The sequence below is a fragment of the Nocardioides sp. NPDC054178 genome (assembly GCF_055585005.1).
The window spans coordinates 1-22,345 of record NZ_JBVJKY010000011.1 but is presented as its reverse complement, the minus strand read 5'-3'; the positions used below and the strand labels follow the sequence as shown (position 1 = coordinate 22,345).

General features: G+C 70.4%; 23 protein-coding genes. 6 read left to right on the top strand and 17 right to left on the bottom strand.

The features are described from left to right. Together ctaD and ctaC are read right to left on the bottom strand one after the other, a co-directional pair. Positions 1 to 1,683 (bottom strand): aa3-type cytochrome oxidase subunit I, encoded by a 1,683-nt coding sequence (gene ctaD, locus ACZ6WN_RS28390; RefSeq protein ID WP_465869552.1) that lies wholly within the window; start codon positions 1,681 to 1,683, stop codon positions 1 to 3. After that, positions 1,680 to 2,573: an aa3-type cytochrome oxidase subunit II gene (ctaC, locus tag ACZ6WN_RS28385; RefSeq protein ID WP_465869550.1), complete on the bottom strand. Its 894-nt coding sequence runs from the start codon at positions 2,571 to 2,573 to the stop codon at positions 1,680 to 1,682. The genes ctaD and ctaC overlap by 4 nt, the downstream gene beginning before the upstream one ends. A gap of 175 nt (positions 2,574 to 2,748) precedes the next feature. On the opposite strand from ctaC, the gene ACZ6WN_RS28380 reads away from it, so the two are divergent. Together ACZ6WN_RS28380 and ACZ6WN_RS28375 are read left to right on the top strand one after the other, a co-directional pair. Continuing rightward, a complete protein-coding gene (locus ACZ6WN_RS28380) occupies positions 2,749 to 3,858 on the top strand; it encodes a cysteine desulfurase family protein (protein ID WP_465869549.1) in 1,110 nt (369 codons plus the stop codon). Continuing rightward, entirely contained in the window at positions 3,855 to 4,091 is a 237-nt protein-coding gene (locus ACZ6WN_RS28375; protein ID WP_465869548.1) for a sulfurtransferase TusA family protein, read from the top strand. The genes ACZ6WN_RS28380 and ACZ6WN_RS28375 overlap by 4 nt, the downstream gene beginning before the upstream one ends. Before the next feature lie 6 nt (positions 4,092 to 4,097). Here ACZ6WN_RS28375 and ACZ6WN_RS28370 read toward each other — a convergent pair whose 3' ends face one another. Next, positions 4,098 to 5,081, bottom strand: a complete 984-nt coding sequence (locus ACZ6WN_RS28370; RefSeq protein ID WP_465869547.1) for a carbohydrate kinase family protein — start codon at positions 5,079 to 5,081, stop codon at positions 4,098 to 4,100. 118 nt (positions 5,082 to 5,199) lie between these two features. Between ACZ6WN_RS28370 and ACZ6WN_RS28365 the strand changes: the two genes are divergently transcribed. Beyond that, positions 5,200 to 5,415: a hypothetical protein gene (locus ACZ6WN_RS28365; RefSeq protein ID WP_465869546.1), complete on the top strand. Its 216-nt coding sequence runs from the start codon at positions 5,200 to 5,202 to the stop codon at positions 5,413 to 5,415. An 84-nt stretch (positions 5,416 to 5,499) separates the two neighbouring features. Here the strand turns inward: ACZ6WN_RS28365 and erpA are convergent, their stop codons facing one another. Next, entirely contained in the window at positions 5,500 to 5,853 is a 354-nt protein-coding gene (gene erpA / locus ACZ6WN_RS28360) for an iron-sulfur cluster insertion protein ErpA (protein WP_008363173.1), read from the bottom strand. Between the two features lie 63 nt (positions 5,854 to 5,916). Next, the gene (locus ACZ6WN_RS28355; RefSeq protein ID WP_465869544.1) at positions 5,917 to 7,002 is read right to left on the bottom strand and encodes a glycerate kinase family protein; all 1,086 of its coding nucleotides are present in this window, start codon (positions 7,000 to 7,002) and stop codon (positions 5,917 to 5,919) included. A gap of 94 nt (positions 7,003 to 7,096) precedes the next feature. Between ACZ6WN_RS28355 and ACZ6WN_RS28350 the strand changes: the two genes are divergently transcribed. Next, positions 7,097 to 8,146 carry a DUF695 domain-containing protein gene (locus ACZ6WN_RS28350; protein ID WP_465869543.1) on the top strand — a complete coding sequence of 350 codons (1,050 nt, stop codon included), beginning with the start codon at positions 7,097 to 7,099 and terminating at the stop codon, positions 8,144 to 8,146. Between the two features lie 63 nt (positions 8,147 to 8,209). Then, complete coding sequence (gene nadA, locus ACZ6WN_RS28345) at positions 8,210 to 9,394, top strand: quinolinate synthase NadA (RefSeq protein WP_465869542.1); 1,185 nt, start codon at positions 8,210 to 8,212, stop codon at positions 9,392 to 9,394. Positions 9,395 to 9,665: 271 nt separating this feature from the next. Here the strand turns inward: nadA and ACZ6WN_RS28340 are convergent, their stop codons facing one another. The 12 genes from ACZ6WN_RS28340 to ACZ6WN_RS28285 form a co-directional block, all read right to left on the bottom strand. After that, positions 9,666 to 11,081 (bottom strand): sensor histidine kinase, encoded by a 1,416-nt coding sequence (locus tag ACZ6WN_RS28340; RefSeq protein ID WP_465869541.1) that lies wholly within the window; start codon positions 11,079 to 11,081, stop codon positions 9,666 to 9,668. After that, positions 11,078 to 11,812 carry a response regulator transcription factor gene (locus ACZ6WN_RS28335; RefSeq protein ID WP_465869540.1) on the bottom strand — a complete coding sequence of 245 codons (735 nt, stop codon included), beginning with the start codon at positions 11,810 to 11,812 and terminating at the stop codon, positions 11,078 to 11,080. Before ACZ6WN_RS28335 ends, ACZ6WN_RS28340 begins: the two co-directional genes overlap by 4 nt. A 45-nt stretch (positions 11,813 to 11,857) precedes the next feature. Continuing rightward, the gene (locus ACZ6WN_RS28330) at positions 11,858 to 13,804 is read right to left on the bottom strand and encodes a permuted SH3 domain-containing protein (RefSeq protein WP_465869539.1); all 1,947 of its coding nucleotides are present in this window, start codon (positions 13,802 to 13,804) and stop codon (positions 11,858 to 11,860) included. Further along, the gene (locus tag ACZ6WN_RS28325; RefSeq protein ID WP_465869538.1) at positions 13,801 to 14,667 is read right to left on the bottom strand and encodes a hypothetical protein; all 867 of its coding nucleotides are present in this window, start codon (positions 14,665 to 14,667) and stop codon (positions 13,801 to 13,803) included. Before ACZ6WN_RS28325 ends, ACZ6WN_RS28330 begins: the two co-directional genes overlap by 4 nt. Before the next feature lie 31 nt (positions 14,668 to 14,698). Then, positions 14,699 to 15,928 carry an ABC transporter permease gene (locus tag ACZ6WN_RS28320; RefSeq protein ID WP_465869536.1) on the bottom strand — a complete coding sequence of 410 codons (1,230 nt, stop codon included), beginning with the start codon at positions 15,926 to 15,928 and terminating at the stop codon, positions 14,699 to 14,701. Beyond that, the gene (locus ACZ6WN_RS28315) at positions 15,925 to 16,650 is read right to left on the bottom strand and encodes an ABC transporter ATP-binding protein (RefSeq protein ID WP_465869535.1); all 726 of its coding nucleotides are present in this window, start codon (positions 16,648 to 16,650) and stop codon (positions 15,925 to 15,927) included. Before ACZ6WN_RS28315 ends, ACZ6WN_RS28320 begins: the two co-directional genes overlap by 4 nt. Continuing rightward, positions 16,647 to 17,918, bottom strand: coding sequence for an efflux RND transporter periplasmic adaptor subunit (locus ACZ6WN_RS28310; RefSeq protein WP_465869533.1), 1,272 nt, complete (start codon positions 17,916 to 17,918; stop codon positions 16,647 to 16,649). Before ACZ6WN_RS28310 ends, ACZ6WN_RS28315 begins: the two co-directional genes overlap by 4 nt. Positions 17,919 to 17,985: 67 nt before the next feature. Next, on the bottom strand, positions 17,986 to 18,801 hold the full coding sequence (locus tag ACZ6WN_RS28305; protein WP_465869532.1) for a class I SAM-dependent methyltransferase: 816 nt from the start codon (positions 18,799 to 18,801) through the stop codon (positions 17,986 to 17,988). A gap of 7 nt (positions 18,802 to 18,808) precedes the next feature. Then, on the bottom strand, positions 18,809 to 19,396 hold the full coding sequence (gene pspAB, locus ACZ6WN_RS28300) for a PspA-associated protein PspAB (protein ID WP_465869531.1): 588 nt from the start codon (positions 19,394 to 19,396) through the stop codon (positions 18,809 to 18,811). Positions 19,397 to 19,406: 10 nt separating this feature from the next. Beyond that, positions 19,407 to 20,315 (bottom strand): zinc metalloprotease HtpX, encoded by a 909-nt coding sequence (htpX, locus tag ACZ6WN_RS28295; protein WP_465869530.1) that lies wholly within the window; start codon positions 20,313 to 20,315, stop codon positions 19,407 to 19,409. A 14-nt stretch (positions 20,316 to 20,329) separates the two neighbouring features. Beyond that, positions 20,330 to 20,608, bottom strand: coding sequence for a PspA-associated protein PspAA (pspAA, locus tag ACZ6WN_RS28290; protein ID WP_357337766.1), 279 nt, complete (start codon positions 20,606 to 20,608; stop codon positions 20,330 to 20,332). Beyond that, positions 20,605 to 21,387, bottom strand: coding sequence for a PspA/IM30 family protein (locus ACZ6WN_RS28285; RefSeq protein ID WP_465869528.1), 783 nt, complete (start codon positions 21,385 to 21,387; stop codon positions 20,605 to 20,607). The genes pspAA and ACZ6WN_RS28285 overlap by 4 nt, the downstream gene beginning before the upstream one ends. Positions 21,388 to 21,574: 187 nt before the next feature. Here ACZ6WN_RS28285 and ACZ6WN_RS28280 point away from each other — a divergent pair, with 187 nt between their 5' ends. Further along, complete coding sequence (locus ACZ6WN_RS28280) at positions 21,575 to 22,159, top strand: DUF3043 domain-containing protein (protein ID WP_465869527.1); 585 nt, start codon at positions 21,575 to 21,577, stop codon at positions 22,157 to 22,159. Positions 22,160 to 22,345: the final 186 nt, after the last annotated feature.

Below are 22,345 nucleotides of genomic sequence, written 5' to 3'. Positions count from 1 at the left end.
TCAGCCTTCCTTGTTGGGGCTGGTGGAGACGAGATCGTCTTCGTCGTGCTCCAGCGCGGCGATCTCCGGGTGGTGGAGGTCGAAGGCCGGGGACTCCGAACGGATCTTCGGGATGGAGACGAAGTTGTGGCGCGGCGCCGGGCAGGCGGTGGCCCACTCCAGCGAGCGACCCCAACCCCAGGGGTCATCCACCTCGACCTTGGGGGCGTTGCGGGAGACGTAGAGGTTGTAGAAGAAGGGCAGCATCGACAGGCTCAGCAGGAACGCGCCCACCGTCGAGAACTGGTTCAGGAAGGTGAACCCGTCGCTGGGCAGGTAGTCGGCGATACGCCGCTGCATGCCCTCGACACCGAGCCAGTGCTGGACCAGGAAGGTCGCGTGGAAGCCGACGAACAGCAGCCAGAAGTGGACCTTGCCGAGGCGCTCGTCGAGCATCCGGCCGGTCATCTTCGGCCACCAGAAGTAGAAGCCGGCGAACATCGCGAACACGACGGTTCCGAAGACCACGTAGTGGAAGTGCGCGACCACGAAGTAGGAGTCGGAGACCTGGAAGTCGAGCGGCGGGCTCGCCAGGATGATGCCGGTCAGACCACCGAAGAGGAAGGTCGTCAGGAAGCCGATCGACCAGAGCATCGGGGTGTCGAAACTGACCGATCCGCCCCACATCGTGCCGATCCAGTTGAAGAACTTCACGCCTGTCGGCACCGCGATCAGGAACGTCATGCCGGAGAAGAACGGCAGGTTGACCGCGCCGGTGACGAACATGTGGTGCGCCCACACCGCCACCGAGAGGATCGCGATGCCGAGGGTCGCGGCGACCAGACCGACGTAGCCGAAGATCGGCTTGCGGCTGAAGACCGGGAGGATCTCGGAGATGATGCCGAAGAACGGCAGCGCGATGATGTAGACCTCGGGGTGACCGAAGAACCAGAACAGGTGTTGCCACAGAATCGGGCCACCATGGGCGGCATCGAAGACGTGGGAGCCGAACTGGCGGTCGGACTCGAGCATCAGCAGCGCGGCGGCCAGGATCGGGAACGCGATCAGCGCGAGCAGCGCGGTGATCAGGGTGTTCCAGGTGAAGATCGGCATCCGGAACATGGTCATGCCCGGCGCCCGCATGCAGATGATCGTGGTGATGAAGTTGACCGAGCCGAGGATCGTGCCCAGACCACTCATGTAGAGGCCCATGATCCACAGGTCGCCACCGACACCCGGCGAGTACTGCGCGCTGGAGAGCGGCGTGTAGGCGAACCAGCCGAAGTCGGCCGCGCCGGTCGGGGTGAAGAAGCCGCTGGCCGCGATCAGACCACCGAAGAGGTAGAGCCAGTAGCTGAACATGTTGAGTCGCGGGAAGGCGACGTCAGGAGCGCCGATCTGCAGCGGCATGATGACGTTGGAGAAGCCGAAGAACAGCGGCGTCGCGAAGAGCAGCAGCATGATCGTGCCGTGCATCGTGAACAGCTGGTTGAACAGCTCGTCGTTGACGACCTGCTGTCCCGGGAACGCCAGCTCCGAACGCATCAGCAGCGCCATCAGGCCGCCGACCAGGAACCAGAAGAACGACGTGACCAGGTACATCTTGCCGATCAGCTTGTGATCGGTGGTGGTCAGCAGCTGGTAGATCAGCGTGCCGAGCGGCTTGCGGCCGCCGGCGACTGGGGGTGCAGCGGTGGCAGTCACTCGCCCTCCTCCTCGTTGTGAGCGGCGACGTCGTCGGCGGGGCGGGTGGACTTGCCACCACCGAGCAGCGGACGCTCGGCCTCGAAGCCGTTCTGCGCCAGCGTGTCGACGTAGGACTTGTAGTCGCTCTCGGAAAGGATCGCGACCTTGAAGATCATCCGGGCGTGGTAGACGCCGCAGAGCTCGTAGCAGGCACCCCGGAAGGTGGTGCCGTCGATGAGGTCCTCGGCACCCGGGTCGAAGGTGGCCGTGGCCTCCTTCGTGGTGATCGAGTAGTGGTTCACCCGACCCGGGACGACGTCCATCTTCATACCGAACTCCGGGACACCGAAGTTGTGGATGACGTCGGCCGAGCGCAGGTTGAACCGCGTGGTGGTCTTCTCCGGGAGGACCAGCGTCGGGATGTGCGAGCCGGTGCCGACGACGTAGCCGTAGCTGTCGTAGGCGAACTCGTCGTCGACGAGGTTGTCGTCCGCGCTCAGGTCGGGCTCACCGATGCCGTGGTTGAAGGTCCACTGCCACTGCTGGCCGGTCACCTCGATCACGTTGGTCGGGTTGCCGTCGTCCAGCATCTCGTTCTGAACCTTGACGGTGTGGTCGAAGAAGACGATCACCATCAGGACCGGGGCGATCGTGTAGAAGATCTCCAACGGCAGGTTGTAACGCGTCTGGACCGGGATGTCGGCGTCGCTGCGGCGCCGGTAGCGCCAGATCGCCCAGAAGATGAGCCCCCAGGTCAGGACACCGGTGATCAGCGCGGCGATCCACGCGCCCTGCCACAGGGCAAGGTTGTGTTCCCCCTGCTCGGACCGTGGCTCCGGGAAGCCGAATCGCGCCGCCTCGTCCGAACAGCCACTCAGCAGGAGGGCGCCGGCCGTCAGCGTCGCCACCAGCGCACCACGTCGGGCGCGGGCGTGGGACGGAGTCGATCCGGCCCCTGGCAAGTGCAGACCCACTACGAGCCTCTCTCTCATGCGAACACTCAGATGTCGGCAGACTACCGCGAGCAGCTCGGGAATCATCTTCAGGGGTTCCTCATGTCGCCCTTGGCTACCGTTGGGTTCTGTGACCGACAGCTTCACCTACCTCGACGCCGCCTCGGCCGAACCGCTCCATCCCGCGGCGCGGGAAGTGCTTCTGGCCGCGGCCGATCAGGGGTACGCCGACCCCCGCCGCCTCCACCGGCCGGCCCGTAACGCGGGGCTGCTGCTCGCGAACGCCCGCGAGGTCGTCGCCGAGGCGTTGGGAGTGCGTCGCGATGAGGTGCTTTTCACATCCTCGGGGACCGCCGCCGTGCACGCCGGCGTGCTCGGGCTCGGATCACGTGGCATCGGTCACAGTGCCGTCGAGCACCAGGCGGTCGTCGACGCCGCCCGATGGGCGCAGCGCTCCCCCGTCACGGAGCTGGCCGTCGACAGCGAGGCACGTGTCGAGGTGGCCGCCGTGCGCGAGGCCGTCTCGGCCGGAGAGGTCGACGTGGTCGCCGTCCAGCAGGCCAACCACGAGGTCGGCACGCTCCAGCCCCTCGACGAGGTCGCCGCCACCCTCGGCCCGGCGTCGCTCTTCGTCGACGCCGGCGCCTCCATGGGGCGGCTCCCGCTGCCCGCGGTCGGAGAGGTGATCGCCGGCTCCGCCCGCAAGTGGGGCGGCCCCGGCGGCGTGGGCGTGCTGGTCGTGCGCAGGTCGGCCCGGTGGCGCTGGCCGTTCCCGGGCGATGAGTGGTCGCGTACGGATCAGGGGTTCACGAACATCCCCGGGGCACTGGCGGCCGCGGCGGCGCTCCAGGCGGTGGTCGCCGAGCGCGAGGAGGTCAATGCCCGCCAGCACGAGCTGGTCGCGCTGGTCAGGGAACGGGTCCGGACCGAGATCCCGGACGTGGACGTCGCCGGGCCCGACGAGGGCCGGCTCCCCCACCTGGTGACGTTCTCGGCGCTGTACGTCGACGGCGAGGCGCTGGTGACCGCGCTGGACCGCATCGGCGCCGGTGTCGCCAGCGGCTCGGCCTGCACCTCGGACACCCGCGAACCCTCTCGCGTACTGGCTGCCATGGGAGCGCTGACACACGGTAACGTTCGGCTGTCGCTGACCCGCGACACGACGCGAGAGGATGTGGAGCGCGTGCTCGACGCACTGCCCGGGATCGTCAAGGACCTGCGCGCGGAGGCCGGACTGTGAGCGCGCCGGCTGTCATCCTCGACTGCCGCGGCCAGGCCTGCCCGCGACCGATCATCGAGCTCGGCCGCCACCTCGGCGACGTCCAGGTCGGCGAGGTCATCGCCGTCGCGGCCGACGACGTCGCGGCCCACCACGACGTACCCGCCTGGGCTCGCATGCGCGGGCAGGAGTTCGTCGGCGAGGTGGAAGCAGAGGACGGCGTACCCGTCTACCGGATACGCCGCCTCAGCTGACTCGGATCAGTTCTTGATGTGCGGGGCGATCTGGTCGGCGGCGGTGTCGCCGTAGGACTCGCGGACCCGGGCGACGAACTCCTCGGCGGTGAAGGAGTACTCCTGCGGGCCGACGGTCTCGACGCAGTAGGCGGCGAGGACGCAGCCGACCTCGGCGGCCTGCTCCAGCTCGCAGTCCCACGCCAGCGCGGCCAGGAACCCGGCCCGGAAGGCGTCGCCGACCCCGGTGGGCTCGACCGCGTCGACGTTCTTCGCTGCGGGCAGCTCGATCGCGTCCTCGCCCTTGCGCTGGATGCGTACGCCGTCCTTGCCGAGCGTGGTGACCTGGGTGCCCACGCGTGCGAGGACCTCGTCGGCGGACCACTCGGTCTTCTGCTGGAGCACGTGCGACTCGTACTCGTTGGTGAACAGGTAGGCGGCGCCGTCGACCAGCTCGCGGATGAGCTCACCGTCGCCGAACGCGAGCTGCTGGCTCGGGTCGGAGATGAAGGTGTAGCCGCGCTGGCGCGCCTCCTGGGTGTGGCGCTTCATCGCGTCGGGGTCGTCCGGCGCGATCAGCACGAACGCCGGCTCGCCGACCTTCTCGGCGATCGGGCCGAGCTCGATCTCGCGCGCCTCGGCCATCGCTCCCGGGTAGAAGCTGGCGAACTGCGCCATCGCGGTGTCGGTGGTGCACACGAACCGCGCGGTGTGCAGCGTCTCGGAGACGCGGAGGTGGTCGCAGTTGACGCCGTGGCGCTCGAGCCAGGAGCGGTAGTCGGCGAAGTCCTCGCCGACCGCGCCCACGAGCACCGGCGCGAGGCCGAGGTTGGCCAGGCCGAAGGAGATGTTGGCGCCGACACCGCCACGGCGGATCTCGAGGTCGTTGACCAGGAAGCTCACCGAGAGCTTGTCGAGCTGGTCGGCGACCAGCGAATCGGCGAACTTTCCACCGAAGCTCATCAGGTGGTCAGTGGCGATGGAGCCTGCGATCAGGAGTGAACCGGACATGCGCGGAACCCTACCGGCGAGAGCGCGGGCGATGTTAAGGCTCGGCCGTGGACAGGAGGTGAATATTACCGCCGAGTCGGCCTTCTGCTACTGATTGGTAGTGCTTACCGTCGTTTGCATGACAGACATGCGCGTTCCGTACGACGACCTCGACAGCCCCGCGCAGCTCTGCGCCGACTGTGCCGCCGCCGACAGCGCGCTGCGCCTGCCAGCGCCCCGGGCCCGCGAAGCCGCCCGCCCCGCCCCCGTCGTGCGGATGCAGGCCCGCGAGCCGCGCGACGCCGCCCTGCTCGAGAGCTGCGGCCACGTCGCCGACGGCCTCGCCCTGACCTGATCGGTCTGGGCCTCCCGCAACGAGGAGGCCACCAAATACCAGCAGCCCCTGCCTACCAGGCAGGGGCTGCTGACGTCGTGGGACTCAGTGGAACGAGTCGCCGCAGGCGCAGGAGCCGGTGGCGTTGGGGTTGTCGATGGTGAACCCCTGCTTCTCGATGCTGTCCACGAAGTCGATCATGGCGCCGTTGAGGTAGGGGACGCTCATCCGGTCGACCACGACGGAGACACCGTCGAAGTCGGTGACGACGTCACCGTCGAGGGTGCGCTCGTCGAAGAAGAGCTGGTAGCGCAGGCCGGAGCAGCCACCGGGCTGCACGGAGATGCGCAGGCTCAGGTCGTCGCGGCCTTCCTGCTCCAGGAGGCTCTTCACCTTCGCGGCGGCAACGTCACTCAGGTTGATGGAGTCGGCGCGGCGTTCGGTCGTCTGCTCGGTCATGTAGCTGGGCTCCCTGTGCGTGGGTGCGGGTGTGTCTCAGGGTCAATCGTCGCACATCCTCGGTTATTCCCGATGGTCGGCGGACCACGTCCGGGCCACCCTGGCGGCGACCTGGGCCAGGGAGTCGTACGCCTGCCCGAGCGCCTGCTCCTCGCCCACGCTGTCGATGAGCGAGTAGGCGGCGTCGATGCCGAGCGTACGCATCTCCCGCCCGCTCATGCTGACCCTGCCGGCCAGCACGATGCAGGGCCGCAGCGCCTGCTCGGCCAGTCTGGCCACCCCGGCCGGCACCTTCCCGGCCGCGCTCTGCGGGTCGAAGGAACCCTCACCGGTGATCACCAGGTCGGTCCCGGCGGCCAGCTCGGGCAGGCCCAGCAGTTCGGCGACGACGTCGAAGCCCGGGCGCCGGGTGGCGCCGAGGAGGAGCAGCGCGAACCCCATGCCACCGGCCGCCCCGGCGCCCTTCTCTGTCGCGGTCTTCCGTGAGGTGGCGGCGGCCAGGTCCTGGAGGGCGCCGTCCCAGCGGGGCATGGCCTCCTCGGCCAGCCCCTTCTGCGCGCCGTAGACCTTGACCGCGCCGAAGAGACCGGTCAGCGGGTTGTCCACGTCGCTGGCGATCACGATCTCGAGGCCCAGCGGCTCGGGGAGCGTGACCTCGGTGACGCCCTCGAGCCCGGCGACGCCGGCATCGAGCGGCCGGTCCGCGGTGGCGCCCAGCGCGGCGAGCAGGCCCGCTCCCCCATCGCTCGTGCCGGAGCCGCCGAGGCCGACGACGACCGTGCCGGCTCCGGCGTCACGGGCGGCGAGGAGCAGCTGCCCCACGCCGTACGAGCTGGCCCGCTCCGCCCCCTTCCCGCCGGTCAGGTGCAGTCCGGCGACCTGAGCCGACTCGAGGTAGGCGGTCTCGCCGTCGACCAGCACCTGTGCGGTCACCGGCTCACCGTGCGGGCCCCTGACCTCGACCTCGCGCAGGTCGCCACCGAGGACCTCGTGCAGCAGCTCGAGGAATCCCGGGCCGCCGTCCGCCATCGGCGCGAGCGAGAGCTCGTCCCGGGGTGCCGTACGCCGCCAGCCCTCCGCGATCGCGGCGGCCGCCTGGGAGGCGGTGAGCGTGCCTGCGTACTTGTCGGGGGCGATCAGCACTCGCATGGCCGAAACCTACCCGCGCACGGAAGCTGTGGGTGTTCCCGCCGAGGTTTTCGGTGTCGTAACCATTCAGCATGCGTCGCGTTAAGGTCGTTTCGTGCGGATCTTCGGGCGTCGCCGGGCCGGTGACTCAGAGAGCAGGCGGATCAGCGCGTTCTGGAGCTGGTGGGCCCAGAAGGGCGCTCTGGCCTGCGGTGCGGCGCTCGACGCCGACGACCAGCAGGCTCTCGTCGCGGTGCTGGCCAGACGGGTCGACGCGATGGAGGCGGGCCTGAGCTGGGAGGTCGGCCCCGGGCCGTTGGGCGGGCGGCTGCTGGTCGTCTCGGCCGGCGGCAACCCGGACCATCGTGCGCTGGCTCGCCGCTGGCTGCTCGCCGCTCCCGAGCCCGACGGTGTCTCGCCCTGGGAGTTCAGCGACCAGCGCCCGCCCCTCGACGACCCGGTCGAGGCGGTGCTCACCACTCCCGGCGGCGCCGCGATCCGGCTCGCCGACGTGCTGGTCGGCGCGCGGCAGCGCGGCGCCCACTTCGACCTCGCCCTCTACCACCCGACCTTCCCCGACCTCGCCGAGGACGCCCGGCTCCAGGTCGCCTTCCACGCCCTCGACACGGCGCTGGGCGAGTCCAGCACGGAGCTGTGGATCGGCGAGGTCGAGACCACCACCGCCCGGCCCCGCGACGGCTTCGGCCTCGACGGGCTGCGCGTCGCCGTACGCAATCTCCGCAAGGAGTACGTCGACCCCGACGGCAACCCGGCCTGGGTGCTGCTGCACGGGGAGAGCCCGCAGGGGCCGGTGATCGCGAGCGCGGTCGTCCCGCTGCACCCGGTCACCGCACCCAACCTGACCCATCACGTCGGCGTGATGGTCCCCTACGTCGGCTTCGCCGAGCGGGGCCTGCCCTCGGCCGACGCCCTGCGTGAGCTCGGCCAGCTCGAGGACCGGCTCACCTCGACCCTGGGCCCCGACGGCCGGGTCGTGGCCCACGAGACCACCAACGGCGTACGCCTTCTCCACGCCTACGTCGACCCCACCACCTCCGCGCCGCAACGGCTCGAGGAGACGGTCGGCGGCTGGGCCCACGGCGACGTCGTCACCCGGGTCGACACCGACCCCGCCTGGGACGCCGTGCGCCCGCTGCGTGCTTGATCGGTACCACCATGTGACCCACGCCACCGGAGAGCCGAGTCCTCGACATGTATTATCGTCATCATGACGACTGTCGACCTCCCGCTGCTCCCCCTGGGGCGCGGCACCGACCTGAACTCCGAGCGTGGCGTCGAGTGCCCCGGTGACCTGCCGGCGGCCTCCGACCCCGACCTGGTCAAGCGCGCGCTCGCCGCCAAGGAGAAGCTCGGCGAGCGTGTGTTCGTCCTGGGGCACCACTACCAGCGCGACGAGGTCATCCAGTTCGCCGACGTGACCGGGGACTCCTTCAAGCTCGCGCGCGACGCCGCTGCCCGGCCGGACGCGGAGTACATCGTCTTCTGCGGCGTGCACTTCATGGCCGAGTCGGCCGACATCCTCACCTCGCCCTCGCAGGCGGTCATCCTCCCCGACCTCGCTGCCGGGTGCTCGATGGCCGACATGGCGCGCCTGGGCCAGGTCGAGAAGGCCTGGGAGGCGCTCTCGGAGGCCGGGGTCGCCGAGCAGGTCGTACCGGTGACCTACATGAACTCCTCCGCCGACATCAAGGCGTTCTGCGGACGCCACGACGGCGTCGTGTGCACCTCCTCCAACGCGCAGGCCGTGCTGGAGTGGGCCTTCGAGCAGAAGCCTGAATCCGATGGGGGCGCCAAGGTCCTCTTCTTCCCCGACCAGCACCTTGGCCGCAACACCGCCGTGCTCAAGCTCGGCATGTCGCTGGACGACTGCGTGGTCTGGGACCCGCTCAAGCCCGGCGGCGGCGTGACCGCCGAGGAACTGAAGGCCGCCAAGATCATCCTGTGGAAGGGCCACTGCTCGGTGCACGGCCGCTTCTCCCCCGACACCATCGACGACCTGCGCGCCGAGATCCCGGGCGTGCAGATCCTGGTCCACCCCGAGTGCCAGCACGAGGTCGTCCTCAAGGCCGACCTCGTGGGCTCGACCGAGTTCATCATCTCGACCATCGAGGCCGCTCCTCCCGGCTCCGCCTGGGCGGTCGGCACCGAGCTCAACCTGGTCAAGCGCCTCGCCAACGCCCACCCGGACAAGCGGATCGTCTTCCTCGACCGCACCGTCTGCTACTGCTCGACGATGAACCGCATCGACCTCCCCCACCTCGTCTGGGCCCTCGAGTCCCTCGTCGAGGGTCAGGTCATCAACCGCATCGAGGTCGACCCCGACACCGAGCACTACGCCAAGCTCGCCCTGCAGCGCATGCTCGACCTCCCGGGCAAGACTCAGGACGACTGACAGACCGCCGAAGCGTCACCCCCGTCGGCCGAAGCGTCACCCCGGTCGGCCGAGGCGTCACCCCGGCCAGCCGAAGCGTCACCTAGGTCGACGGAGACGTCACCATGTCTGCCGAGACGTCACTCCGGTCGGCCGAGACGGCATCGAACTGCCAGCTCGGCCGACGCGTGTGACGTCTCGGGCAACGCGGGCGACCTCTCGGCCAACGCGGGCGACCTCTCGGCCGACGCGGGCGACCTCTCGGCCGACGCGGGCGACGTCTCGGGAGGGGTCAGCTGGCGGGGAGACGTACGGCGATGGTGGTGTCGCCCGGCTCGCTGGCGAGCTGCACGGTGCCGCCGTGGGCGGTGACGATGGCGTGGACGAGGGCGAGGCCGAGGCCGGCGCCGCCGTCGCGCTGGCGGGCCTCGTCGGCACGGGTGAATCGCTCGAAGGCGCGCGGGACGAGGGCCGGCGGGAAGCCGGGGCCGTCGTCGTGGACGTCGAAGCCGTCAGGACGTACGCGGACGGTGACCGTGGTGCCGGCGGGCGTGTGCCGGCGCTCGTTGGTGAGCAGGTTGCTGATCACCTGGTGGAGGCGCTGGGCGTCGCCGGTGACGATCACCTCGGCGTCCTCGGCGTCGGCGTCGGCCGGCAGCTCGAGCCGCCAGGTGTGCGAGGGGTCGATGACGCGGGCGTCGTCGACGGCCTCCAGGAGCAGCCGGGTCAGGTCGACCGAGTCACGGGCGAGCGGGCGGCCCTGGTCCAGGCGCGCGAGCAGGAGCAGGTCCTCGACCAGTGCGGTCATCCGCAGCGACTCCTCCTCCACCTTGCCGAGCGCGGTGGGGACGGCCTCGGGCCGCTGCTGGGCCAGCTCCGTGTAGCCGCGGATGGTGGTCAGCGGGGTGCGCAGCTCATGGGAGGCGTCGGCGACGAACTGGCGTACCTGCTGCTCGCTGCGGTGACGCTCGGCCAGCGAGGTCTCGACGTGGTCGAGCAGCGAGTTGAGCGCGGCGCCGACCTGGCCGACCTCGGTGTCCTCGTCGGTGAGTCGCTCGGGCACCCGCTCGGTCACCGAGACCTCGCCGGAGGAGAGCGGCAGCGCGGCGACGGTGTGCGCGGTGGCGGCGACCTCGCGCAGCGGGCTGAGCTGGCGGCGTACGACGACGTAGCCGGCGCCCGCGGCCGCCAGGACGCCCAGCAGGGTCAGCAAGGCCTCCCAGAACATCAGGCTCTCGATGGTGTTCTCCACCTCGTCGGTCGACATCCCGACGACCTGCACCGCCTGCTCACCGGTATCGAGGAATCCCGACTCCGCGATCACGAGGTAGCTTCCCTGGCCCGGCAGCTCGACACGGTGTGGGCGGGCGTCGACGCGTACGTTCTCCAGGACCGCCACGTCGGCGTCCGACAGCTCCTCCTCCGAGTCCGGGTCGAAGCCTCCGACCTGGCTCTCCGCAGCGGAGGAAGCCGGGATGATCGCACGAATCGCGTCCGGCGGAATGTTGGCCATACCCATGGGTCCCGGTCGTTTGACCGCCCGCGCCATCTCCTGCACGTCCCGCTCGAGCCGGTCCGTCAACGTCTCCCGCAGCGCGATGGTCGCGAACGTGGCGATCAGGAGCGAGACGACCAGCACCAGGGAGACCGCGGTGATGACCAGGCGCGAGCTCAGCGGCGCGACCAGTCGCTTCAGCCGCCTGCTCACTCAACGGCCTTCAGCACGTAGCCGGCGCCGCGCATGGTGTGGATCATCGGCTCGCGCCCGGCGTCGATCTTCTTGCGCAGGTAGGAGATGTAGAGCTCCACGACGTTGGCCTGGCCGCCGAAGTCGTAGGACCAGACCCGGTCGAGGATCTGGGCCTTGGACAGCACCCGGCGGGGGTTGCGCATCAGGAAGCGGAGCAGCTCGAACTCGGTGGCGGTGAGGGTGATCTCCTCTCCGTCACGGTGGACCTCGCGCGAGTCCTCGTCCATCGTCAGGTCGCCGACGCGGATCACCGAGTGCTCCTCGACCCTGGTCGCGCCGGCCCGCCGCATCAACCCACGCAGCCGGGCGACGAGCTCCTCGAGCGAGAACGGCTTGGTCACGTAGTCGTCACCGCCCGCGGTCAGCCCGGCGACCCGGTCCTCGACCGCGTCCTTGGCGGTGAGGAAGAGGACGGGTACGGCCGGGTTGGTCGACCGCACCCGGCGCAGCACCTCGAGCCCGTCGAAGTCGGGCAGCATCCAGTCGAGCACGATCGCGTCGGGCGTGAAGTCGCGGGCGGCGTTGACGGCCTTGGTGCCGGTGTGTGCCGCCGCCACCTCCCAGCCCTCGTAGCGCAGCGCCATCATGATCAGCTCGGCGATGTTGACCTCGTCGTCCACGACGAGAACTCGAAGGGGCGACCCGTCGAGGCGGGTCATGTCGGAGGTGGCGGCGGTCATGTCACTCATCCTGCACCGAGAGGCTGTGTGAATCCTGTGTGGCTCCTGTGCGTGTCATCTGGACGGCGGACCGCCACCGGGGAATCCACCTCCCCCGCCGCCACCCGGGAATACCCCTGAACCGCCCCCGGTGCTGAACGCGCCACCGCCGCCCTCTGAGGAGCCGTCCGTGGTCGGCAGCGCGGTCGAGAGGTCGGCCAGCACGATCTCGTCGCCGGCTTCGATCCCGTCGGTCACCTCGACCGTGGTCCGGCCCGTGAGGCCGGTGGTGACGCGTACTCTTCGGGGGTTCCCGTCCGCGTCGAGCACGGTCACGGCGCCGTTGGAGACGGCCGATGCCGGAACGGTGAGTACGTCCTCGGCGGATCCCAGGACGACCTCCACCGTCGCGGTGTTGCCGGCGAGCAGGTCCAGGCCCTCCTCGTCGAGCGTCACGGTCACCGAGAAGGTGCTGCTGCCCGAGGACGTGTCCGGCACCTTGCCGAGCAGGGTGACCTTGCCGGGCAGATCCTTGTCGACACCGGCCGGCGAGACCGTGGCAGTCTGCCCCACCTGCAGCTTGCCCAGCTGCGCGCTCGTGACGTCGAGCTCGACGCTCGTCAGGCCTTCGGCGATCACGGTGACCGCAGCCGCACCGGCGCTCGCCGAGGACCCGTCGGTGACGTCCACAGCGGCGACCGTGCCGTCCGCGGGCGCCTTGATCACGGCGGCGGCCAGCGCTGCCTTGGCATCGATGACGTCGACCTTCGCCCGGTCGATCTCGGCCTGGTCCTGGGCGATCGTCGCCGCCGTGACCGACTGGCCGGCGCCACCCGTCGCACCACCCATCGCACTACCGGAGCCGCTCTCCGAGCTGCCCTGGCCCGTCATGCCCTCAGGCTGCGTACCCGCGCCGCTCTGACCTTCGACGCTGCCGCCGGCGCCTCCTGGGGATCCACCCGCGGCGCCTCCTTGGCCACCCTCCGGGGCTCCTCCGCTGGCGCCGCCGGAGGAACCCCCGTCACCGCCTCCGGTCCCTCCGTCCGAGGACCCGCCACCCGAGGACCCGCCACCGGAGGATCCTCCGGCGGACGCCGAGGCGAGCAGGGCGTCGAGATCATCGATCGCGGTGGCGAGCGTTCCCTTCGCGCCCGAGAGCGCCTCCTTGGCGCGGCCGACGGCTTCCTGCGCGGAGCCGAGCCGACCGATCGCGTCCTGCACGCTGCCCTTGGCCGAGCCTTGGGCGGCGAGCGCGTCGTTCAGGTTGCTGGTGCACGTCTCCGAGGAGCCTTCGTCGGTCGAGGTGCAGCTGGCCTTGGCGTCGTTCAGTGCCTGGGCGAGGGCTCCACCGTCGTCGAGCGTGCCGCCGCTCGAGACGAGCGCGGAGAGCTTGTCGATCGCGGCGGCCAGGTCGGCCTGCGCGTCCTCGAGCTCGCGCCCGGCCGTGGAGACCGCGGTCTGGGCATCGATGACCTCGGTCTGCAGCGCCTTGATCTGCGCGACGACGTCGCTGTCCCTGACCGTCGTCACGGTGCCGGAGGTGCCGGTGAAGACGGCCGCGATCACACCGCCCGAGGAGTCGGACGAGCCGGACGTCGTGGCGCTCGACTCGGTGGCCGTGCTCGAGGAAGAAGAGGTGGAGCCGGAGGCCTGGGCCTCCTTGTCGGAGGCCAGCTGTGCCTTGGCCGAGGCGAGGGAGGCCTTGGCCGTCTTGAGGCTCTTCTTCAGCGAGGTCGTGTCGAGCTCGGCCAGGACCTGGCCCTTCTTCACGGTGGCGCCCTCCTCGACGACCGCGGCCACGGTGCCGCTGGTGCCGAAGCTGAGGTCGGCGCGGCCGTTCGGCGCGACCGTCCCGGTGAGCGAGAGGGTCTGCTCGACGTCGCCGGTCGAGGCCGACGCGAGCCGGTAGCCGTCGGCGGGATCGGTCGAGGCGGCGTACGCCACGTAGCCGCAGCCGGCGAGGACGGCCAGCGTCGCCACCCCCGAGGTGGCTCTGACCCAGCGTGCGGCCGGCCGCCTCACGACGACGCCCCGTCCTGCGAACCGCCGCCACCGCCACCCGGGAACCCACCGCGCCCGAAGCCGGTGGAGCACTCGCCGTCGACCGCGTCGGAGACCTCGATCCGCTCGGCGCTCACCGCGCCGGTGTCGTCCGCGGTGCCGGTGGCCGTGACGCAGCGACCGATGCTCAGCGCAGCGGCGTCGGCGGTCTTGGTCGTCGTCACCGTGGTCGCGCCCGTGGTGGTCACGGTCACCGTCGTGGTCTCCGGCTCGGCACCCTCCTCGGCCTGCGGGTCGAAGCTCGTCGCGGCGACCGTCACCGTGTCGCCGGAGACGGCGGTCACCTCACCCGAGGTGCCGAACCCGCCACCGCCTCCCGGACCACCTGAAGGCATCCCGCCCTCGGGCGCACCCGAGGGCATCTCCCCCTCGGGCATCCCGGACGGCATCCCTCCCTCGGGCATCCCGGAGGGACGGCCGCCGCCGAAGCCGCCCTGGCAGGAGCCGTCGGTCTTCTCCGTGACGCGGATCGAGCCCGCGCTCACCGCGGTGTCGGAGCTCTCCGAGCCGTCGGCCGGGGTGACCATCACGCACACTCCGGCCTTGATGTCGGAGAGGCTCCCGGTGACCTGCTGGCTGATCGCGGTCTTGTCGGTGTAGGTCACGGCGGTCTGGCTGTCGCTGCCCTGAACCTGGAGGGTGGAGCCGTCGGCCGCGGCGATCGTGCCGGAGGCGCCCGGCATCCCGCCGCCCTGGCCGCCACCCTGCCGGCCACCTTCCTGGCTGGTGCCGCCGGACGCGTCCTGGGCCGTGTCGTCGGAGCCGCAGGCCGTGAACATGAACAGCCCGCCCACGGCGATGGCTGCCAAACAGATGCGCTTCACAAGAGTTCCTTCGTACATCGAGATGGGTGCGTCACTCGCTGCGGAGTGCGTCGATCGGGGTCAGGCGAGCGGCACGGGTCGCGGGATAGACCCCGAAGCCGATGCCGAGCGCGAGGGAGGTGGCCAAGGCGGCCGCGGTCGCCACCAGGGAGAGCGAGACCGGCTGGCCGATCAGATCCGGCAGGCCCCAGGCGCCGAGGGAGGCGATGATGATGCCGACCACGCCACCTGCCAGGCCGAGGAGGGACGCCTCGACCAGGAACTGGTTGCGGATCACCGCCGGGGTGGCGCCGAGCGCCTTGCGCAGCCCGATCTCACGGATCCGCTCGGTGACGGAGACGAGCATGATGTTCATGACGCCGATGCCGCCGACGAGCAGCGAGATCGCCGCGATGCCGCCGAGCAGGACCGTGAGGGTCTCGTTGGTGGCGTTGGCGGTCTCGACCAGCGAGTCCTGCGACGAGATGGTGAAGTCGGCATCGGCCGCACTCACCTCGTGCAGGTTGAGCAGCAGCGCGTTGATCTCCTGGTACGCAGCCGAGAGGCCCTCCTCCGAGGAGGCCTCCACATAGATCGTCGAGACGCTCGAGCTGGAGGAGCCGGTCAGGGCCTTCGCGGTGCTGATCGGGGTGACCGCGGTGTCGTCCTCGGTCGAGCCCGACGAGGAGGATCCGCTCGCGGCGAGCACGCCGATCACCGTCAGCCGGGTGCCGCCGACGCTCACGGTCTGCCCGACCGGGCTGCTCGGTCCGCTGAACAGCTCCGAGGCGGTGTCGGACCCGAGCACGACCACCTTCGCGCCCTGGGAGACCTCCTGGGAGGTGAAGAAGCGCCCCGAGGAGAGGTCCCGTTTGCGTACGTCGGGCCACGAGGTCGTGGCGCCGACCAGCGAGGTGGTCCAGTTGGTCGTGCTGGTGTCGAGCTGGGCGTTGGTGGAGGTCACCGGGGCGACTCCCTTCACGTCCGGAGCCGCCTCGTCGTCCGCGATGGCGTCGGCGTCCTGGAGGGTCAGCGTGGACGCGGACCCGAATCCGCCGCGTACCCCGGAGGAGTCGGTCGAGGAGCCGGGCGAGACGATCAGCAGATTGCTGCCGAGCGCGCTGATCTGCGACTTCACCTGGTCCTGGGCGCCTTGACCCAGCCCGACCGTGAGGATGACCGAGGCGATGCCGATCACGATGCCGAGCATCGTCAGCATCGACCGCAGCCGGTGTGAGCGGACCGCGTCCCACGCGGTGCGGAAGGTCTCCCCCCAGCTCATGACACCGCCCCCACCAGGTCGTCGGCGGTGATCAGGCCGTCGCGGATGGTGAGGTTCCGGCTCGCCCGGGCCGCGACGTCGTGCTCGTGGGTGATCAGCACGATCGTGCGGCCGCTGTCGTGGAGCTCGTCGAGAAGCCCGAGCACGGCCGTGGTCGAGCCGGAGTCGAGGTTGCCGGTGGGTTCGTCGGCCAGGATGATGTCCGGCTCAGTGACCAGGGCCCGGGCGACCGCGACGCGCTGCTGCTGGCCGCCGGAGAGCTCACCGGGACGGTTCTCGACCCGGTCGCCGAGGCCGACCCTGGTCAGTGCCTCGACGGCGCGTTCGTGCCGCTCGGCCCTGCTCATGCCGGCGTACACCAGCGGCAGCTCGACATTGCGCCACGCCGCCAGGCTCGGCAGCAGGTTGAACTGCTGGAACACGAAGCCGATCCGGCGGTTGCGGACGTGGGCGAGCTCGGTCTCCGACATCGTCGAGACGTCCTCGCCGCCGAGGTGGTAGCTCCCCTGCGTCGGTACGTCGAGGCAGCCGAGGATGTTCATCAGCGTCGACTTTCCCGAGCCTGATGGTCCGACCACGGCGACGTACTCCCCCGCCGTGATCCGCATGTCGACCCCGCGCAGGGCCTCGAACTCGATCGAACCGGAGTGGTAGGTCTTGCGTACGCCCTCCAGCGACACCACCGCGTCGGTGGTCTCGGAGGTCACACCGAGCGTGCTCACTGGCCACCGCCGCCCGAGAATCCGCCACCACCGGGGAAACCGCCCTGGAAGCCCTCGGGGAGCTCTCCGCCACCCGGGAATCCGCCCTGTCCACGCTGGCCGCCCTCGTCACCGCCACCACCGCCGGTGGGCCTGGTGAACCCCTGCATCTCGACGCTGTCGCCGTCCTCGAGGCCCTTGGTGATCTCGGTCGTGGCGCCGTACACCTCGCCGATCGTCACCTCGGTCTTGACCGCCTTCCCCTCGACGACCTTGTCGACGTACGTCTTGTCGCCGTCGGTCTGGATGGCGGCGCTGCTGACGGTGAGCACGTTCTCGCGCTGCTCGACCGTGATCGCGGCGGTGACGCTGGTGCCGGGATAGACGTCCTCGACCTTTCCGGTGACCGCGATGGTCACCGGGAAGACCGCGGCACCGGTCGAGCTGGACTCGGCCACCTTCCCGACCGTCGATACGGTGCCGTAGATGTCCTCCTCGGCACCGTTGAGGGTGAGGGTGGCCTGGAGACCCTTCTTGACCGTCGACGCGTCGTCGGCGCTGACGGTCGCCTCGACCACGAACGAGTCGGTGGAGACGACCGTGACGGTGCCGCTGGAGTCGCTGGAGCCGGCGTCGCTCGAGGAGTCCGATCCCGATCCGGTGGCTCCGGGCATGCTCGCGCCGCCTCCCGCCGCGCTGTCGCCCGAGCCCGAGCTGCTGGAGGACGAGGAACCGACGGTGTCGCCTACCTCGATGTCGAACGCCGTCACGGTGCCGGAGATGGTGGCGCGCAGCACGGCGTCCTCCACCGCCTCGCGGGCGCTGTCCAGGTCGGCCTCGGCAGCGACCACGGCGGCCTCGTCGGAGGCGAGCTGTACGTCGGAGGCACCTGAGTCCTGGTCGGCCTCGTACTGTTCCTCGGCCGCGGCCAGCGCCGACTTCGCCGCGGTGCGGGACGCGATCAAGGACTCGTCGTCGACCTCGGCGAGCGCCTGACCCTTCGTGACCTCATCGCCCTCGGCGACGTGCACCTTCGTCACGGTGCCCGAGACCTCGAAGGTCAGGTCGGCGGTCTCGGCCGCCTCGACGGTGCCGCTGGCGGAGACCGTCTGCTTCACGGTCCCCGAGGTGGCCTGCACCGTCATCGTCTGGGCCTGCGCGGGGTCCTCGCGGGTCAGCGCCCAGGCGCCCGCCCCGCCACCGACCACCACTGCCGCCACCCCGGCGGCGAGCAGGACCCGGGCCGTACGCCCCAGCCTCCGCCACCGCTCCGTGAGTCTCTTGCGCACCACACTGCCTCTCTCCTCCACCCCGGCGGGGCGCCGAGGTCTGACGAGAGGACTGTCGTGAGCGTGGCTATGCGAGAGGTCGGCTCGGGCTGTGCGGAGCCTGTGAATCCGGCGCGTTCGCGCCGGCGCGGCGGGCGGTGTGGAGCATCAGGTCCGCACGCACCTCCACCTGCTCGGGGAGGACCGCGGCCAGGTCGGCGAAGAGTGCGGACCGGTCGGCGGCCGGCAGGATCCGGACCGCCGAGATGGTGTCGAGGTGGCGCAGGTAGTCCGCACGAGCGAGGGTGAACCGGCGCGGCACCTCCCGCTGAGTCACGTCGCTGAGCCGGTCATCGGCCAGCATCTCGTCCCCGGGGAACAGCATCGGGGCATCCACCGCGGAGGGCGGCGGCAGGTGTCGGCCCTCCGGGGCGTACGCCGCGATCGTCTCGTCCTCAATGGCCGCGACCGCGGCGTCGGCCAGCACGAACGGGCCGCCGAAGAAGGCCACCGCTCCCCCGTCGCGGACCAGGGCGGTGGCCAGGTCCCACCGGGTCGCCGGCACCGTCCAGTGCCAGGCGGCGGCAGCGTAGAGCAGGTCGAACGGCTCGTAGGCGGACGGATCGAGCTCCTCCAGAGCAGCACGCACGGTCCTCACCCGCAGGCCGGCGCACTCGCGCCGGAGCACGGCGAGCATGTCGGCGTCGGGGTCGGTCGCGACCACCTCGATCCCGGCGGCCGCGAACGTGCGGGTCGCCTTCCCTGTGCCGGCACCGATCTCGATCGCCCGGCGAACCGGGCCGTCGGCGACCTCGCTCACCAGCGAGACCAGCTCGGCGGGGTAGCCGGGGCGGAACCGTTCGTAGTCCTCGGCGACCGCCCCGAAGCTCAGTCCGCGTTCCATGTCGATCTCAGAGCCCGGGGGCGCCCCAGAGCGCGAGCCAGCGGGACAGGTCCTTCTCGACCGGAAGGTCCCCCTCGATCGCGGTGCGGACGTTGATCTCGAGCAGGTTGTCGCGCTGTTGCGGGCCGGTCGGGACGAAGGGGTAGAACGTGCCCTGCTTGTAGAGGTAGATCAGCCCGACGCTACGTCCGTCGGCCCCTCTGAAGGCGATCAGCGAGCAGAGCAGACCCGGGCCGAAACCGTTCATCTCCAGGGTGGTGTTGACCGCGTGGAGGTCGGTGACCAGGCCGGTGATGTCGGGGTTGGCCGGGTCCAGCGACTCATGGTCCACGCTGAGCCAGGTGAAGCCGAACTCGTCGATGCTCGTGGTCACCTTCGGCGCGTTCTCGGAGGCACCGAGCAGCGCGACGATGTCGTTCTGGGTGCCGGCGAACCCTGCCCCGGCCGCGGCCCGGTAGCAGACCGCTCCGTCGCCGGTCGGGACCAGCCCGAGCGAGGTCTGCATGGTGAGGGCGGCGGTCGGCACCGCGAACAGCGCGTCGAGGTTGGCCTGCTTCGGTCGCGAACGACCCGTGATGACATCCCAGAAACCCACGGGGCTGACCCTACTGCGCCGGGCGGCCGAGCTCGGCCTCGATCCTGGCGAGCTGCTCCAGGCGCTGCTCCAGCGAGGGGTGCGTCGAGGTGAGCGTACGCAGCGACTGGCCGCTGATCGCCGGCGCGATGAAGAACGCGTTCAGCGCCTGCGAGGACCGCAGGTCGCGGCTCGGGATCGCGGAGATCTCACCGGTGATCTTCTGCAGCGCGCTGGCCAGCGCCGCCGGCTTCATGGTCAGCTGCGCGCCGGCCCGGTCGGCGGCCAGCTCGCGGTAGCGCGACAGCATCCGCAGCAGCAGCCACGACACGGCGTAGACCGCCAGCGAGACCAGCAGCACCACCAGCCACACCGGGAGACCGTTGTTGTTGTCGCGGCGGCCGCCACCTGCGTACGCACCGTACTGGGAGCCGCGGCTCAGCATCCCGGCCACGATGCCGGCCGAGGAGGCGACCGTCATCACCAGCACGTCGCGGTGGGCGACGTGGGAGAGCTCGTGGGCGAGCACGCCCTCCAGCTCCTCGGCGCTGAGCCGCTGCAGGATGCCCGTGGTCACCACGACCGCGGAGCGCTTCGGCGAGCGGCCGGTGGCGAAGGCGTTGGGCATGTCGGTGTGCGCGATCCCGACCCGCGGCTTCGGCATGTCGGCCAGCGTGCACAGCCGGTCGATCATCGCGTGCAGTTCGGGGGCCTCCTGGGCCGAGACCTCGCGCGCGCCCATGGCGCGCATCGCGAGGGTGTCGGAGGAGTACCACTGCCACCAGGCGATGCCGAGCCCGACGATCCCGATGATCGGCGCCCACTGCGCGGGCATGACGAACATCAGCGCCACGATGAGCCCGACGAACAGCGCGCCGAGCAGGAACATCACCGTGGTCATCCGGACGGTCAGCCCGGCATCACCTTGGAAGCGTGACATGTTCTTGCCGTGTTCTAACCGGGGATGAGGCCCTCGTCGCCGAGCATCTCGGAGACCTCGGCGAGCGTGGAGCCGGGTCCGGGGAGGATCAGGTCGGAGGAGTCGATCGCGTCGACCGGGTGTGCGGTGCCCAGCGAGCGCACGCCATCGAGCAGCGCTGCGAGGGCGGCGTCGAAGACGGCCTCGTCGGTGCCCTTGCAGGCGGTCTCGACCGCGGCATCGAGCTCGTTGAGCTTGTCGACGGCGGCATCGTCGAGGTCGTACTGCCCCTCGCCCAGGATGCGTACGATCACTGCTCGGCCTTCTTCTCGGTCGACTCCACGTCGATGACCGGCGCGTTGGCGTCGGCACCGGGCAGCGCCTGGGTCTGCTGCGGAGCGTTGAGGCCCTTGAGGGCGGCGAGCTCGGCCTCGACGTCGTTGGTCGAGCTGAGCGCGTCGAGCTGGCGGGTGATGTCGTCGGACGGACCGGCGGTCAGGTCGTCGAGGGCACCCGAGGCGAGCAGCTCGTCGACCGCACCGGCGCGAGCCTGCATCTCGAGGGTCTTGTCCTCGGCACGCTGCATCGCCATGCCGATGTCGCCCATCTCCTCACCGATGCCGGAGACGGCCTCGTTGATCCGGGTCTGCGCCTCGGCGGCGGTGTAGGTCGCCTTGATGGTCTCCTTCTTGGTGCGGAAGGCCTCCACCTTGGCCTGCAGCCGCTGCTGGGCGAGGGTGAGCTTCTCCTCCTCACCCTGGAGGGTGGCGAGCTGCGTGTTGAGATCGTTGATCTGGCTGGTCAGGCCGGACTTGCGGGTCAGCGCCTCGCGAGCGAGATCCTCGCGGTTCATCTCGATGGCCTTCTGGGCCTGGCCGGTGAGCTTGTCGGACTGCTGCTTGAGCCCGTTGATCTGCAGCTCGACGCGCTTGCGGCTGGTCGCGACGTCCGCGACGCCGCGGCGAACCTGCTGCAGCATCTGAAGCTGCTTCTGGTAGCTGTAGTCGAGCACCTCCCGTGGGTCCTCGGCCTTGTCGAGCGCCTTGTTTGCCTTCGCCTTGAAGACCAGGCTCAGCCGCTTCATCACACTCATCGGTTCCCTTTACGCCTCTCATATGCGGCCGACCGCCGGCCGCCCCGCGTCGTCGCTTGCCGCTGGACTCTCGTCGTCCTAGGACAAGTGTTGCCTCTCACCTTAGGCCGGGTCCACAAAACTCGCTGTCACGGCCGCTCGGGATATCCTGTATGTGTCCCAGCCAACAGGTAAGAGGTCACTTAAGTTGTTCGGTCGCAAGTCCCCCGCCCAGCAGGTCGTCGAGCCCGAGAACCCGGTCAAGGAGATCGGCAAGGGTCGTCCGACCCCTTCGCGCAAGGAGGCGGAGGCGGCTCGCAAGGCGCGCCTCAAGCAGCCGCGTACGCGCAAGGAGATCAACGCCGCCAACCGCGCCCAGCGCTCCGAGCAGGGCGACAAGATGCGTCAGGCGATGAAGACCGGCGACGAGCGCTACCTGCCGCTGCGTGACAAGGGCCCGGTCAAGCGCTTCATCCGCGACTGGATCGACGCGCGGTTCACCTTCGCCGAGATCGTGCTGCCGGTGCTGATCATCGCCCTCGTGGTGCCCTACGTCAGCGTGGAGCTGGCGATGTACTCCCAGCTCTTCACGCTCGTGGTGATGGCCACCGTGGTCGTCAACCTGATCGCGCTGCGCTTCCTGCTCCGCAAAGAGCTCAGGCGCCGCTTCCCCGACGACGACCTCAAGGGCACCACCTACTACGCGATCATGCGGGCCATCCAGATCCGCCCGCTGCGCCTGCCCAAGCCGCAGGTCAAGATCGGCTCGCAGCTCCCCGACGACTACCGCTGAGGCAGATCGCGTCGAGAAGGCAGCTGTGGGGGGGGGGGGGGGGGGGGCGGGGGGGCGCCCCGCCGCCCGCCCCCCCCCCCCCCCCCCCCCGCGGGGGGCGGGGGGTGGGGGGGGGGGGGGGGGGGGGCGCCCGGGGGCCCGCTGGGAGACCCCCCACCCCGGGGGGGGGGGGTGGGGGGGGGGGGG

Coding starts and splice junctions, on each gene's coding strand:
- ACZ6WN_RS28370 (WP_465869547.1), bottom strand. CDS start 5,081: ATGTCCGGTTCACTCCTGATCGCAGGCTCCATCGCCACTGACCACCTG.
- ACZ6WN_RS28365 (WP_465869546.1), top strand. CDS start 5,200: ATGACAGACATGCGCGTTCCGTACGACGACCTCGACAGCCCCGCGCAG.
- erpA (WP_008363173.1), bottom strand. CDS start 5,853: ATGACCGAGCAGACGACCGAACGCCGCGCCGACTCCATCAACCTGAGT.
- ACZ6WN_RS28355 (WP_465869544.1), bottom strand. CDS start 7,002: ATGCGAGTGCTGATCGCCCCCGACAAGTACGCAGGCACGCTCACCGCC.
- nadA (WP_465869542.1), top strand. CDS start 8,210: ATGACGACTGTCGACCTCCCGCTGCTCCCCCTGGGGCGCGGCACCGAC.
- ACZ6WN_RS28335 (WP_465869540.1), bottom strand. CDS start 11,812: ATGAGTGACATGACCGCCGCCACCTCCGACATGACCCGCCTCGACGGG.
- ACZ6WN_RS28320 (WP_465869536.1), bottom strand. CDS start 15,928: ATGAGCTGGGGGGAGACCTTCCGCACCGCGTGGGACGCGGTCCGCTCA.
- ACZ6WN_RS28305 (WP_465869532.1), bottom strand. CDS start 18,801: ATGGAACGCGGACTGAGCTTCGGGGCGGTCGCCGAGGACTACGAACGG.
- htpX (WP_465869530.1), bottom strand. CDS start 20,315: ATGTCACGCTTCCAAGGTGATGCCGGGCTGACCGTCCGGATGACCACG.
- ACZ6WN_RS28285 (WP_465869528.1), bottom strand. CDS start 21,387: ATGAGTGTGATGAAGCGGCTGAGCCTGGTCTTCAAGGCGAAGGCAAAC.